12 protein-coding genes are annotated in these 13,621 nt (G+C 34.9%); 4 read left to right on the top strand and 8 right to left on the bottom strand.

The annotated features are described in order from the left end of the window. The first annotated feature begins 36 nt into the window (after positions 1–36). Entirely contained in the window at positions 37–2,817 is a 2,781-nt protein-coding gene (locus tag B0E44_RS03075; RefSeq protein ID WP_077370740.1) for an outer membrane beta-barrel protein, read from the top strand. Between the two features lie 44 nt (positions 2,818–2,861). Here the strand turns inward: B0E44_RS03075 and B0E44_RS03080 are convergent, their stop codons facing one another. From B0E44_RS03080 to B0E44_RS03105, 6 genes are all read right to left on the bottom strand, one after another. Then, positions 2,862–3,641 carry a tetratricopeptide repeat protein gene (locus B0E44_RS03080; RefSeq protein ID WP_077370741.1) on the bottom strand — a complete coding sequence of 260 codons (780 nt, stop codon included), beginning with the start codon at positions 3,639–3,641 and terminating at the stop codon, positions 2,862–2,864. A gap of 32 nt (positions 3,642–3,673) precedes the next feature. After that, a complete protein-coding gene (locus B0E44_RS03085) occupies positions 3,674–4,501 on the bottom strand; it encodes a YgcG family protein (protein WP_077370742.1) in 828 nt (275 codons plus the stop codon). Positions 4,502–4,504: 3 nt separating this feature from the next. After that, positions 4,505–4,942, bottom strand: coding sequence for a TPM domain-containing protein (locus B0E44_RS03090; RefSeq protein WP_077370743.1), 438 nt, complete (start codon positions 4,940–4,942; stop codon positions 4,505–4,507). A 43-nt stretch (positions 4,943–4,985) separates the two neighbouring features. Next, positions 4,986–5,573: a LemA family protein gene (locus tag B0E44_RS03095; protein WP_077370744.1), complete on the bottom strand. Its 588-nt coding sequence runs from the start codon at positions 5,571–5,573 to the stop codon at positions 4,986–4,988. 76 nt (positions 5,574–5,649) lie between these two features. Next, entirely contained in the window at positions 5,650–5,982 is a 333-nt protein-coding gene (locus B0E44_RS03100; protein ID WP_077370745.1) for a MerR family transcriptional regulator, read from the bottom strand. Between the two features lie 156 nt (positions 5,983–6,138). Then, positions 6,139–7,116 carry a M23 family metallopeptidase gene (locus B0E44_RS03105; RefSeq protein WP_077370746.1) on the bottom strand — a complete coding sequence of 326 codons (978 nt, stop codon included), beginning with the start codon at positions 7,114–7,116 and terminating at the stop codon, positions 6,139–6,141. A 415-nt stretch (positions 7,117–7,531) separates the two neighbouring features. Here B0E44_RS03105 and alaS point away from each other — a divergent pair, with 415 nt between their 5' ends. Next, positions 7,532–10,162 (top strand): alanine--tRNA ligase, encoded by a 2,631-nt coding sequence (gene alaS / locus B0E44_RS03110; RefSeq protein WP_077370747.1) that lies wholly within the window; start codon positions 7,532–7,534, stop codon positions 10,160–10,162. Between the two features lie 112 nt (positions 10,163–10,274). Here alaS and B0E44_RS03115 read toward each other — a convergent pair whose 3' ends face one another. Together B0E44_RS03115 and B0E44_RS03120 are read right to left on the bottom strand one after the other, a co-directional pair. After that, the gene (locus tag B0E44_RS03115) at positions 10,275–10,925 is read right to left on the bottom strand and encodes a hypothetical protein (RefSeq protein ID WP_077370748.1); all 651 of its coding nucleotides are present in this window, start codon (positions 10,923–10,925) and stop codon (positions 10,275–10,277) included. A gap of 5 nt (positions 10,926–10,930) precedes the next feature. After that, positions 10,931–11,779 (bottom strand): hypothetical protein, encoded by an 849-nt coding sequence (locus B0E44_RS03120; protein ID WP_077370749.1) that lies wholly within the window; start codon positions 11,777–11,779, stop codon positions 10,931–10,933. A 225-nt stretch (positions 11,780–12,004) separates the two neighbouring features. On the opposite strand from B0E44_RS03120, the gene B0E44_RS03125 reads away from it, so the two are divergent. Next, positions 12,005–12,958 carry a GSCFA domain-containing protein gene (locus B0E44_RS03125; protein WP_077370750.1) on the top strand — a complete coding sequence of 318 codons (954 nt, stop codon included), beginning with the start codon at positions 12,005–12,007 and terminating at the stop codon, positions 12,956–12,958. 2 nt (positions 12,959–12,960) lie between these two features. Beyond that, entirely contained in the window at positions 12,961–13,581 is a 621-nt protein-coding gene (locus tag B0E44_RS03130) for a DUF4230 domain-containing protein (RefSeq protein WP_077370751.1), read from the top strand. Positions 13,582–13,621 lie beyond the last annotated feature (40 nt).

Below are 13,621 nucleotides of genomic sequence, written 5' to 3' on the forward strand. Positions count from 1 at the left end.
GCGGTCGTTATAATCATATTGACCTAAAGCTTTTTTATGCCAAAATTTTACTATTCTCTTTTAGTGTTTTTTATCTGTTCTTATGTTTCTGCCCAAAATTCAATCTCTCTAAAAGGAAAGGTTATTGATGAAACTGCAAAAGCCCCCATCGAATCAGCAACCGTCTATCTTTCTGATGTAAAAGATTCAACTGTTATTGCTTATACCATTACCGATAAATCCGGAAAATTTGATTTTAAGACAAAAAAAATCAATAAACCGGTTTTTTTAAAAGTGTCGTTTATTGCTTATCAAGATCATAAAACTGAACTGAAAAATATTCAGGACGATAAAGATTTTGGAACAATTATTTTAAATAGGGAAGTAAAAAACCTAGATGAAGTGGTTGTAAAAAGTCAGGCGCCGCCAATTAGAATTAAAAAAGATACTCTTGAATTTAATGTGTCCTCTTTCAAGGTTAGGCCAGATGCCAATGTACAGACTTTACTTAAACAATTGCCCGGTGTTGACATTGATTCCGATGGGAAAATCACAGTGAACGGAAAAGAAGTAAATCAGATTCTAGTGAATGGTAAACCTTTTTTCAATAAGGACGGAAAAATTGCACTGCAGAATCTGCCTTCAGATATTATCAAGAAAGTTCAGGTTACGGACACCAAAACCAGAACTGAAGAAAAAACGGGCGCAGCATCCAGTTCCAATAACGCCAGCATCAATCTGACCATAGATGAAGATAAAAATAAAGGACTGTTTGGCAAATTTATGGGAGGTGCCGGCTCAGATTCTCGTTATGAAAGCAGTGCGCTTCTTAATTATTTTAAAAACAAAAGAAAGATTAGTGTTCTAGCTTCATCCAATAATATCAATTCTATAGGCTTTTCTATGGATGAGGTTTTTGATAATATGGGCGGGGGAAGAAACAGCAATGTTTGGATGAACAGCAATGGTACATTTGGAATAAACGGAAGACAATATGGAAGCGGAAACGGAATTACCCGTTCCGATTTAGTGGGAATAAATTACTCTGATCAATGGGGTAAAAATTTTGATGCTTCCTTAAGTTATTTTTATTCGGGGGCTAATACCAAAAATGATAACACAACAAATCAAATCAACTTTTTGCCATCTGGAGACTTTCTTACACGATCCACTTCAAATTCAGATGAAGACCGCTATACCCACAATTTGGCATCAGTTTTTGAATTAAAAATCGATTCGACTTCATCCGTTATAATTGAACCTAATTTTACTAAAGCCAATTCTAAAAAAGGAGTTGTGTCAGAGCAATTTTCATTTGATGGGCAAGATGCTTTGTTGAATTCCAGTACTTCTGATAACTTTTATGAAAATGATTTAAATGGTTTCAATAATGCTCTAACCTTCACAAAATCATTTAAAAAGAAAGGCAAATATTTTAGTGCAGTCTTTAAAAATGAAAATACAGTTAATGTGAATGATGATTATATTAAATCTAAAACGGTATTTAATCAAGATGACGAACCAGATGATATTCGAAACCAATTTAATGAAACTAAAAACATACGCGATAGTTATACGGGAAAAATTGAGTTCACGCAGCCAATAACCGATTCTCTAAAAGTGAGAGTAGGGGCAGATTATAAGTTTGATAAAAAGAATGACAATAGAGATTCTTTTAATTTTGATGAAAGCAATCAGTCCTATTCCATTGTTAATGATGAATTGACTAATATATTCAGTTCTCTTGAAAGAACGTTTACGCCAAACGCAGGTATAACTGTAAACAAGAAAAAAGTAAATTTCAATTTAAATCTAGGTACAACCGTAATTGACTTTGATAATAAAGGGGATTATATGAATGCCGTTACTGTTTTAGATAAAAAGTATGCTCTTCCGTATGCCAATGCTTATGGTTCTTATGCGTTTTCAAAATCTAAAAATTTATGGGTAAATTATAATTATTCATACAGTCTGCCAAGTGCCAGGCAAGTTTTGGCAATAGAAGATCTAGCCGATCCGCTAAATACGTATATAGGAAATCCTAATCTTGATCTGAATAAAAATCATGGCATTTATTTTTCGTTCAGAGATTTTGACTATGCCACCCGCTCGGGTTACGGACTCTACTCTGGAGGAAATTTTTATGACAATCAGATTGTAGCTTCTACTAGTTATGATGATAACAGAAAAAGAACCACAACTTATGACAATGTCAGTGGAACTTACACCTCCTGGTTGGGTTTCTATTGGAACAAAACCATTAAAAAAGAAGAACATACCTTTAAATACGAGTTGCGTTTGAACAATAATTACAATTTTTCAAAAGGATTTACAGATGGTGAACTGTATACTGCAAAATCCATTGTGTTGTCTCCAAGATTAAATTTTACGTATGATTATGGAGAATTGTTAACAATAAACCCATCCTATAATTATTCTTATAATAAAACGAACTATACAAATTATAATGTCGATCAGGCAGATTACTTTACCCATAAACTGAATCTTCAAGTAACAAATTATTGGCCAAAGAATTGGACATTCGGAAATGATTTTGGATATACTTATAATTCTAATATATCACCTGGATTCAAAAAGGATTTTTTCCTGTGGAATACCAGTTTGTCATACAGTTTTTTCGACAAGAAATTCATGGCTAAAGCAAAAGTATATGACCTTCTGAATCAAAATGTGAGCGCTGTAAGAACGATAACTCCAACAACGATTAGAGATGAGGAAAACACGGTTTTGGGACGTTACATCATGTTCTCATTGACTTATAAAATTGAAAAATTTGCAGGTAAAGAGAAAAAATCAAATGGAATGATGAGATTCTAAAAAACAATAAAATGCCTTCAAATCCTGAAGGCATTTTTTATAAATTAAGTTTTACAATGTTCGTTTATTAATTCTTTTGAATCTGAATAACCTAGGTTAAGCGATTTTTTTAAATCTGAGCAATAATCTCTTTGGATTTTAAAATTAATAAAATAGAGTGCTCTGTTGTAATATCCTTGCGGATCTTGAGGTGCTAAATTTATTACTTCATCAAAATCCAGCATGGCGTCTTTTAAATTAAGCATAGCTTTTGAAATAGCTCTATTTTGAAATGCCTCAACGAATTTTGGATTAATTTTGATTGCTTTATCAAAATCTAATATAGCTTCTTTGTGTAAATTCAATTCTTTTTTTAATAATCCTCTATTTTCGTACGCTTCTAGATATTCTGGATTAAGAGTAATGCTTTTTGAATAGTCATTTATAGCTCCTTTTAAATCGTTACTTTTTGATTTTGAATATGCTCTATTAAAGTATGCTTTTGGTAAACTATCTTTCAAAGAAACACATTTGGTATAATCATCAATTGCGAGTTGGTAATTTTTTAATTTCATATTCAAATTACCTCTGCTAAAATAAATCCGGTAATCATTAGGCGTTAATGAGAGAGCTTTATCATAATCTGTAAGAGCATCAAAATAATTTTCATTTTCGTAATTGTAGAATCCTCTATAATAGTAATTTTCGGCACTTGGCGATTGAGCAATTAAACTATTTAATTCTTCTATTTCTTTGGCAATTCCAGCCTTTTCAATATCGAAAAGTTCTTGAGAACGACTCACAAAAGAAGAACATAATAGAATTATATAGATGCAAATTTTCATAAATGAATTCTAAAATTTTAAGTTAAAAAAAATTACCAGCTTCCGCTAGAACCTCCGCCAGAGAATCCGCCTCCGCCAAATCCACCGCCGAAGCCACCGCCTCCGCCGCCAAATCCACCACCTGATGATCCGCCAAATCCACCACCGCCGCCTCTTCCAAGACTGCTTAGGAGGATAACATCTATTAGGCTGGGACCAAAGCCACCGCTGTTTCCAGAATTTCCGCCACGGCCACCTTTGTTTTTGGACAGTAATACCAAAACTATGACAATAATAACAATGATTGGAAAAACAGGAAAATCTTTTCCTTTGGTTTGTTTGCGTTCTCCTTTGTATTTACCTTTAAAAACATCAAAAATAGCATCTGTTCCTTTGTCTAAACCTTGGTAATAACTACCTGCTTTGAACTCTGGAATTATGATATTTCGAATAATTTCTCCTCCAATTCCGGCAGTTAATCGGTCTTCTAGTCCGTAACCGGGATTAATGGCAATTTTTCTTTCGGCTTTAGCCAAAAGTATTATAACACCGTTATCGTCTTTTGCTGTTCCACCAATTCCCCAAGTTTGCCCCCATTTAGTGGCTAGTTGACTAACATCTTCATTTTTGAGACTTTCGATGGTGATTACGACAATTTGAGTAGTCGTAGAATCGGAATATTTTATGAGTTTCTCTTCAAGCTGTGCCTTTTCCTGCGCACTTAAAACATTTGCATAGTCATAAACCGAAGTCTGGAAACTCGGTTTTTCCGGAATCGTAAATTGTGAGAAGATGCAATTGCTTGAAAAAATGACAATTAGTAAGAAGGCGAAGTGAAAAATTCCTTTGGAATTTGAGTTTTTTATTGTTGGAATTTTCATTGGTTATCCTTTTGATATTTCGTTTGATAATTCGTTGGTGTCGCCTTTTTGCCAAGGGAAATGCTTTTGCAATCGTTCTCCTGCTCTCAGTATTCCATCAACAAGCCCTTGCTTAAAGTCTCCTTTTTTAAATTGAGAAGCCATCACATCACGGGTGCAATCCCAAAAATCGGGTTCTACTAAATCGTTTATGCCTTTGTCTCCGCAAATAATGAAGTGATGATCATCAACGGCCAGGTAAATAAGAACCCCATTTTTGAGTTCGGTTTCATCCATTCTCAATTCATGAAAAACTTCCTTGGCGCGATCATAAGGATCTTGCGAAGTTGTTTTTTCTATATGAACACGAATCTCGCCAGAAGTGTTTTTTTCGGCTATTCGAATAGCTTCAACAATTTCCTGTTCCTCTTCTTTGCTTAAAAAATCTTCTACTTGTGACATCGTATAGTTTTTAAAAACCCCGCCATGGCGGGGTTTAGTTTTTTTAGAATTTTACTTCAACAGGTTTTTCAGCACCAGTTACTGCTTGGAAATACGCTTTTTCTTTGAAACCAAACATTCCTGCAAACAAAGAGTTAGGGAATGTTTTGATATGTGTATTATATGGCTTAACTGCTTCGTTAAAACGTGTTCTAGCCGTCAGGATTTGATTTTCAGTACTGGCCAATTCGTCCTGTAATTTCAAGAAGTTAGCATTGGCTTTCAAATCAGGGTATTTTTCTACAGATACCAATAATCTTGACAAAGAACTACTTACTCCGCTTTGTGCCGAATTGAAGGCAGTTAACTGTTCTGGAGTGATGTTAGTAGGGTCAACAGTCACGGCAGTCGCTTTAGCACGCGCTTCGATCACTGCGGTTAAAGTACTTTTTTCGAAATCAGCAGCTCCTTTTACGGTATTTACTAAGTTTCCAATAAGGTCATTTCTTCTTTGGTAAGCGGTTTGTACATCACCCCATGATTGCTCAACGGTTTGACTTAGTGTAACTGCGGTGTTGTTAATTCCTTTAACCCAGCTGTAAATTCCAATGATTACTACTGCTACTATAATCCAAGGCAAAAATCTTTTCATGTTTGTTTAATTTAAAGTTTAGTGTTTAATTGTCTGTTTTTAATTGTTTATTGTAATTGCTATTGTAATTGTTATTTCAAAGTTCGTTTTTAATGTTAATCAGCTGCATTTTTATGGATTCTAATTTACTAATAATTTCAAATTTATCCATCGTTTTCTTTTGACCTTCCTTCAAATGGATTTTGGCACCTTCCAATGTGAATCCTCTTTCTTTAACCAAATGATAAATTAGCTGTAGGTTTTTGATATCTTCAGGGGTGAACATTCGGTTTCCTTTGGCATTTTTCTTTGGTTTCAGAATATCAAATTCACTATCCCAAAAACGAATTAGGGAAGCGTTTACGTCAAATGCTTTGGCGACTTCGCCTATGCTGTAGTATCTTTTATCAGGTGATAATTCTATATGCATTTTTTTTTAGTTCTTAGTGGTTAGAGATTAGTCCTTAGTCCTTACTCCTAAGTATTAAGTTGATAAATCTATAACCTGTGTTTTCTTTATTTTATATTCAATTTTTCTATCTTATTTACTAATCAACTAGGGACTAATAACTAATTACTTAACAACTTAATCCAAAGACTGATTTTCCTGATTAGCTATTTTTGAAATAGCAACGTATTCTACTGCCGAAATATTGCCGTAGTAAAAATTAAGAGGATTGACCACTCTTCCGTTTTTGTGCACTTCGTAATGCAAATGCGGTGCTTCCGAACGACCTGTGCTGCCTACATATCCTATAATATCTCCCCGTTTTACCGATTTTCCTGGTCTGCAATTGTATTTGCTTAAATGCGCATAAAGAGTCTCGTAGCCATAACCGTGTCTGATTACAACGTGGTTTCCAAAACCCGAAGCGGTATTGTCAGCTCTTGCTACAACTCCATCGCCTGTGGCGAAGATTGGGGTTCCAGTCTTGGCTGTAAAATCCATTCCCTCATGCATTTTTCTGGCCTTTGTAAATGGGTCTGTCCGATATCCGAAACCTGATGCCATATGTTTTAAATTCTCGTTCTTTACAGGCTGTATCGCCGGAATTGCCGAAAGCAGTTTTCCTTTTGCTTTGGCCAATTTTACAATTTCGTCCAATGATTTAGACTGTATTGCCAATTCTCTACTCAATGCGTCTATTCTTTGGGTGGTGCTGGTTACCAATTTTGAATTGTTATATCCCTGCATGGCAGCATAACGGTTTGTTTTGGAATAACCAGCTTTTCGTTCTTCTTCAGGAATGGCGGCCGTGTTGAAATACACGCGGTACAAATTGTTGTCCCGATCTTCAATATCTTCTAATACATCATCTACTTCGTCCATTTTTTTGTTTAAAATCGCATAATTCAATTTTAAATTTTCGATTTCTCTTGCCTGCAAACGGTCTTTTGGAGTGTCAAAATAAGGTGTGTTCAATAGTATTATGAAGGTCAGAAATCCAAAAATAGCCGAGGCTAATAAAAACAGAACGGCAAAGCCAACTTTTCGTCTCTTTCTGATTTTTATTTTGCGATAGGCCAGATTTACCGAATCGTAATAATATTTTACTTTCGCCATATTTTAAAATACCCTATTTTTGCAAATTAGTAAAAGGTAAGTCGAACAAATTTAATAAATGTTTCAGTTGTTCAACTCTTTTTTTAAAGAATAAATAAATTTTAGAGACGCTGAGGTTCTAAGATACTAAGGGACTGAGTTTTTTAGTTTAGAATACAGCTCTTGTCATAACGGGTTCGCGTGAGGGATAGAAGCTAGCTACCAAAGTAGCGCGGATAGCCCGACCTTGTTGAGAGAAGGGATTTTATAAGCGGTGCTATAAGTAAGCCCCTTTTCTCAACAAGGGCACGCCCAAGAGGAAAAGCTAATAAGTTCCTAAGAAACTGAGAAACTGAGATTTTTAAAGTCTTAGAAGCTTAGAATCTCAGAAACTGAGAAACTATAAAAAACAAATTACTGAATATATAAAGCAAAAATGAAATCACAAGACGTACGCAAACAATTCCTAGATTTTTTCGAGAGTAAAGGACATTTAATAGTTCCTTCCGCTCCAATAGTTCTTAAAGATGATCCAACTTTGATGTTTAACAACTCGGGAATGGCGCAGTTTAAAGAATATTTTCTTGGCTTGGGAACTCCAAAAAGCAACAGAATTGCCGATACGCAAAAATGTCTTCGTGTTTCCGGAAAGCATAATGACCTTGAGGAAGTGGGGATTGATACTTATCACCACACGATGTTTGAGATGTTGGGGAACTGGTCTTTTGGTGATTATTTCAAAAAAGAAGCAATTCACTGGGCTTGGGAATTGTTGACCGAAGTGTATAAAATCCCGAAAGATATTCTGTATGTTTCGGTTTTTGAAGGGAATCCTGATGAGAATGTGCCTTTTGATCAAGAAGCTTGGGATATTTGGAAAACATTGATTGACGAAGACCGCATTATTCTTGGAAATAAAAAAGATAATTTCTGGGAAATGGGTGACCAAGGACCTTGCGGACCTTGTTCTGAAATTCACGTTGATATTCGTTCTGCTGAAGAAAAAGCGCTTGTTTCTGGAAAATCGTTGGTGAATAATGATCACCCGCATGTGGTTGAGATTTGGAACAATGTATTTATGGAATTCAATCGTAAAGCCGATGGTTCTCTAGAGAAATTGCCTGCTCAGCACGTGGATACCGGAATGGGATTTGAGCGTCTTTGTATGGTTTTGCAAGGAGTTCAGTCGAATTATGATACTGATGTTTTTACACCGCTAATCAGAGAAATCGAAACGATTACTGGAACTAAATATACGATTAAAGCTAAAGATGAAGCTGAAGAAAAAATAAATATTGCGATTCGCGTAATTGCAGATCACGTACGTGCGGTAGCTTTTGCCATTGCCGACGGTCAGTTGCCATCGAACACGGGAGCTGGTTATGTAATTCGTAGAATTTTGCGTCGTGCAATTCGTTACGGGTTTACTTTCCTAGATACAAAAGAGCCATTTATTTATAAATTGGTTGAAGTCTTGAGTACGCAAATGAGCGGTTCTTTCCCAGAAATCCGTTCGCAAAAAGCGTTGTGTTCAAATGTGATTCGTGAGGAAGAAAGTTCTTTTTTGAGAACTTTGGATCAAGGATTGGTGTTGCTGGATGCTGTGATTAACACAAATTCTGGAACTGTAATTGATGGAAAAAAAGCATTTGAATTGTATGATACTTATGGTTTTCCAATCGATTTAACGGCTTTGATCTTGTCTGAAAAAGGATTGGAATTGGACGAAAAAGGATTTCAGGAACAATTGCAACTGCAAAAGGAGCGTTCCCGTGCCGCTTCTAAAGTTACCGCAGGCGACTGGAATGTTTTGGTAGAAGACGATGTCCAGGAATTTGTAGGGTATGACCGTTTGAAACATCCAGTGAGAATCACCAAATACCGCAGAGTTGATAGTGTAAAAGATGGTGAAATTTATCAGCTGGTTTTTAATTCGACACCTTTTTATGGTGAAAGTGGAGGACAAACAGGTGATAAAGGGTACTTGGAAGCACAAAATGGGGATATTATTTATGTGATTGACACTAAAAAAGAAAACAACCAAACGGTACATCTTACTAAATCATTGCCTAATAATTTAACGGATAGTTTTACGGCTATTGTAGATGAGAATCAAAGAGGCAGAACATCTTCTAATCATACGGCGACACACTTGTTGCACCAAGGATTGCGAAAAATTTTGGGAACTCATATTGAGCAAAAAGGATCAATGGTTCGTTCTGCTTCTTTGCGTTTTGACTTCTCTCATTTTTCTAAAGTAACGGATGATGAAATTAAAGAAGTAGAGGATTTTGTAAATGCTAGAATCCGTGAAAGCTTGCCTTTGATCGAAAAAAGAGCAATTCCAAAAGACCAAGCCATTGAGGAAGGAGCGATAGCTTTGTTTGGAGAGAAGTACGGTGATTTGGTTCGAATGATAAAATACGGTGATTCGGTAGAGTTATGCGGAGGGACACACGTTCCAAATACAAGTGATATTTGGCATTTCAAGATTACTTCAGAAGGAGCTGTTGCAGCAGGAATCAGACGTATAGAAGCGATTACCAGCGATGCGGCCAAAGATTTCTTTGAATCTCAATTGCATTCTTTTTATGAAATCAAAGAAGTTTTAAAAAATGCCGTTGATCCTGTAAAAGCGATTCAAACGTTACAAGATGAAAACACTTCTTTGAAAAAACAATTGGAGGTTTTATTGAAAGATAAAGCTAAAAATATGAAAGGCGAATTGGCTCAGGAATTACAAGAAATCAATGGTATTCAATTCTTAGCAAAACAAGTTGATTTAAGTCCGGAAGGAGCTAAAGATTTAGCTTATGAATTGGGAACATTAGGGACAAATATATTCTTGGTATTGGCTACCGCCGATGCAGGAAAACCAACTTTGTCTTGCTACATTTCTAAAGAATTGGTTGCCGATAAAAAACTAAATGCGGGCCAAGTGGTTCGCGAATTAGGGAAATACATCCAGGGTGGAGGAGGAGGACAGCCTTTCTTCGCTACCGCTGGAGGAAAAAATGCAGATGGAATTGCTGAGGCTTTGGCTAAAGCGGTTGAGTTTGTGAAGTAGATTTTATGAATATATTGCCTTTTGATAAAGGTATTTGATAAAATAGAAGCCTTAAATAATCCATTTCTAACGGATTATTTAAGGCTTTGTAATTTTCGAGTTATCGCAAAAATTAAAACTTAAACCAAGCATAAGGCTCATTGACAAAATTCAATGCTCTTGGTAAACCATCTCCTGGCGTTACTTTCAGTTCTGGCTGTAAGGATGGATTGGAAGGATATTTTTTGCCGTCAAATTTTACTATTCTGTTTTTACTGCCACTTCGAATAAATAAATTTTTCCAACTGGAAGATTTCTCTGTGTCAATTACAACTGGATAATCGGCAACAGTAAATCTGGAAATGACCGCACCCTGATTATCCAAGATATATTGAGTGCAGCCCCCAGAACCGCAAAAGTAAGGACCAGTTAAACCTACTAGAATTTCTTTTTTGCCATCATCATTCAAATCATATTCGAAAAAAATAAACCTCTTGCTATAATCATCAATGATGTTTTTGGAAAGATCGTCTTTGTAAAGATTTTGCAGGGTCGATCGAACCATATCTGCAGTTTTTAAATTAGAAGAATTGATTCCGTATTGTCCTGCAGGAATTGTGTCTGTAGGATCTGGGTCAGTAATGCTGTCTTTCAGTTTAGCTGAAAGCGTGTCTTTAGTTACGGTAATTGTATCTATTGTGTTCTGGCTTTCGCTTGCTTCTTTTTTGCAAGAAATAAAAAGAACTGTTAAAAGAAACGTTATAATTGAAATTTTCTTAGTCATAACTTTTATTTTACATAGATTGGACTTCTTTTTAATAAGTAGGAAACAGTATCCATCCAGCTGTCTTTTAAATTAAGCAAAGGCTTTCTGTTTTGGGTGTATATTTTGGTATTATTTTTATACATATCAAAATAGACGTGATAGTCAAACAGCAATTGGGTATTGGTATTGGCAACAGTGGATTCGTTTGCTTTTACTTTATTGTCGTGTACTTTTGCATTTTGCGAAGTGTAAGCTGCAGTGGTCTGATTTTGGGTAACTGTATAAGATACTTTTGCAGCAATAATATTATCTACTCCAAGTATTTTTTGAAGCTCGTCTATTGGTGTTTCATCAATATTTTTATAATCGATACCTGCTTTTCGTAGCAAACTATTAGTTGTTCTTAAATCCTGAACTGTCAACGATACTATATGGGAAGATTTGTCTAAAAGTTTGTTGTAGATGTCGTTTTGGGCGAATTTAGACATCTCTTCTGAGTCGGTCATATTTTCAGAATTTACAAAAGGGACAGGCAATACAGCGATTGTGTTTTGCTTGAAGGTTGCGGACTGATTTACAGAAGTGTTGTTTGCTTGACTTGGAGCGCTTTCAGGAACGCTTTCGGCCTGGGCAAAAGTTTGTGATCTTCCGCTGGCATAATCAATTCGTGCAATTTTAGAAACAGCGATTTCAATAATCATAGTTTCATTTGGCATCGAATAGTCAACAGTTTTATCTGATATTTTTGAAATAGTGCATTCAATTACTTGATAATCTTTTGTGATGATTTTATCCAGTTTTTTTGCTTGTGAAAAAACGTTTGTCGATATTAAAACTAGTATTAATATGGTAATTGCTTTCTTTAGAGTCATTTTGTAAAAATTTAATTAGTTAAACATTTTTATCGGACTTTTATTTTTTTATACAAAGAATGATTTTACTTATATTTTTGAGATCGAATTTGGGTTAAAATTTTGATTTTGAGCTAATTGATGATTCGTATTTCAAATATAAATAATTAAATTATTCATATTGAAATTTATGTCTATAAATTCTGTATTTTTTATTTCGTATTTTTGGAAGGTTAAAAACGTAGAATGAACTTTGCAACTAAAATTAATATCACTCAAAATCCTAATCCAATAGATTACAATTCCAAAATTGTCTCTTTAGGTTCTTGCTTTGCCGAAAATATTGGAGATAAATTCCAGTATTTTAAATTCGAAAGTATAGTCAATCCATTCGGAATTATTTTCAATCCAGTTTCAATTGAGAAAATTATTAATCGAGTTGTTAACGATGTTTTATTTACCGAGGATGATGTTTTTTTTCACAATGAACGTTGGCATTGTTTTGAAGTGCATTCAGATTTAAGCCATTCGAATGCAACAGAATTATTGGCGAATCTGAATAAAATTTTAGTAGAGACCAAAAAACAACTGCAGGAAGCAACTCATGTTATTATTACTTATGGAACTTCCTGGGTGTATCGAAATATAGAAAAAGATACTATAGTGGCTAATTGCCATAAAATGCCTCAAAAGCAGTTTGCCAAAGAATTGCTTAGTGTTGATACTGTTAAGAAGAGTATAACGAATACAATTGATTTAATTCAATCATTAAATTCCAATTGCAATTTCATTTTTACCGTTTCTCCAGTACGCCACCTCAAGGATGGTTTTGTTGAAAATCAAAGAAGTAAGTCTCATTTAATTACAGCATTCCACAATCTGTTATCTGAAAATAACAACCTGCAATCTGAATATTTTCCTTCTTACGAAATTATGATGGATGAACTCCGTGATTATCGTTTCTATGCCGAAGATATGTTACATCCGAGTCAAATCGCGATTGATTATATTTGGGAAAGATTCAAGGAATCAACTATTTCAGAAACGGCATATCCTACTATGGATATTGTTGAAAGCATTCAAAAAGGTTTGCAACACCGCCCATTTAATCCTCATTCGGAGAGCCATAAAAAATTTGAAGCCAATATTCAGTCGAAAATCGCTACATTAGTGGCTCAATATTCATTTATGAAATTTTAATTATGCTAAAGAGAATAATTGTTGGAGCAGTAATCGTAGTGGCAATACTATTGGCATTCAAATTCTGTGAATTTAAGAAAGGAGATGATTCAACTTTGGATTACAATACCAATTTGATTCAGCAACAAATCGTTAACGTGGGTAAATTAGTGGTAACCGAAGGACATTTTTCCGAAGTGGTGACTTATAAAAATCAGCAGAAATATATGATGGATATGCTTTCGTTCGAGAAAAAAGCATTGGTAATTGTTAATGCCGATGTTACCGTTTCCTATGATTTGCACCAAATGAAATATGATATTGATGAAGCCAATAAAACCATCACAATTCTGAGTATCCCGAAAGAAGAAATAAAGATAAGTCCGGACATCAAGTTTTATGATGTAGAGCAAAGTCAGATGAATCCGTTTACGGGTGATGATTACAATAAAATCAATAAATCGGTAAAGGCTAATTTAGCCAAGAAAATCGAAAAATCATCCTTGAAATCCAATGCCCAAAACCGTTTGATAAGTGAGTTGTCAAAGATTTTAATTCTGACGAATACGATGGGGTGGAAACTGCAATATAATGGAGAGGTGATTGAAAATGAAAAAGAATTTGCGACAAAAGTAAAACTTTAGAAAGCAGTTTTTTAAGCTTATCAATGTTGAATCAGTTGGC

This window comes from Flavobacterium sp. A45, assembly GCF_002001005.1.
Lineage (GTDB): Bacteria > Bacteroidota > Bacteroidia > Flavobacteriales > Flavobacteriaceae > Flavobacterium.

What these genes read in the sequence shown, in the direction of transcription:
- B0E44_RS03075 (WP_077370740.1), top strand. Translation starts at nt 37, where the DNA reads ATGCCAAAATTTTACTATTCTCTTTTAGTGTTTTTTATCTGTTCTTAT.
- B0E44_RS03080 (WP_077370741.1), bottom strand. Translation starts at nt 3,641, where the DNA reads ATGAAAATTTGCATCTATATAATTCTATTATGTTCTTCTTTTGTGAGT.
- B0E44_RS03085 (WP_077370742.1), bottom strand. Translation starts at nt 4,501, where the DNA reads ATGAAAATTCCAACAATAAAAAACTCAAATTCCAAAGGAATTTTTCAC.
- B0E44_RS03090 (WP_077370743.1), bottom strand. Translation starts at nt 4,942, where the DNA reads ATGTCACAAGTAGAAGATTTTTTAAGCAAAGAAGAGGAACAGGAAATT.
- B0E44_RS03095 (WP_077370744.1), bottom strand. Translation starts at nt 5,573, where the DNA reads ATGAAAAGATTTTTGCCTTGGATTATAGTAGCAGTAGTAATCATTGGA.
- B0E44_RS03100 (WP_077370745.1), bottom strand. Translation starts at nt 5,982, where the DNA reads ATGCATATAGAATTATCACCTGATAAAAGATACTACAGCATAGGCGAA.
- B0E44_RS03105 (WP_077370746.1), bottom strand. Translation starts at nt 7,116, where the DNA reads ATGGCGAAAGTAAAATATTATTACGATTCGGTAAATCTGGCCTATCGC.
- alaS (WP_077370747.1), top strand. Translation starts at nt 7,532, where the DNA reads ATGAAATCACAAGACGTACGCAAACAATTCCTAGATTTTTTCGAGAGT.
- B0E44_RS03115 (WP_077370748.1), bottom strand. Translation starts at nt 10,925, where the DNA reads ATGACTAAGAAAATTTCAATTATAACGTTTCTTTTAACAGTTCTTTTT.
- B0E44_RS03120 (WP_077370749.1), bottom strand. Translation starts at nt 11,779, where the DNA reads ATGACTCTAAAGAAAGCAATTACCATATTAATACTAGTTTTAATATCG.
- B0E44_RS03125 (WP_077370750.1), top strand. Translation starts at nt 12,005, where the DNA reads ATGAACTTTGCAACTAAAATTAATATCACTCAAAATCCTAATCCAATA.
- B0E44_RS03130 (WP_077370751.1), top strand. Translation starts at nt 12,961, where the DNA reads ATGCTAAAGAGAATAATTGTTGGAGCAGTAATCGTAGTGGCAATACTA.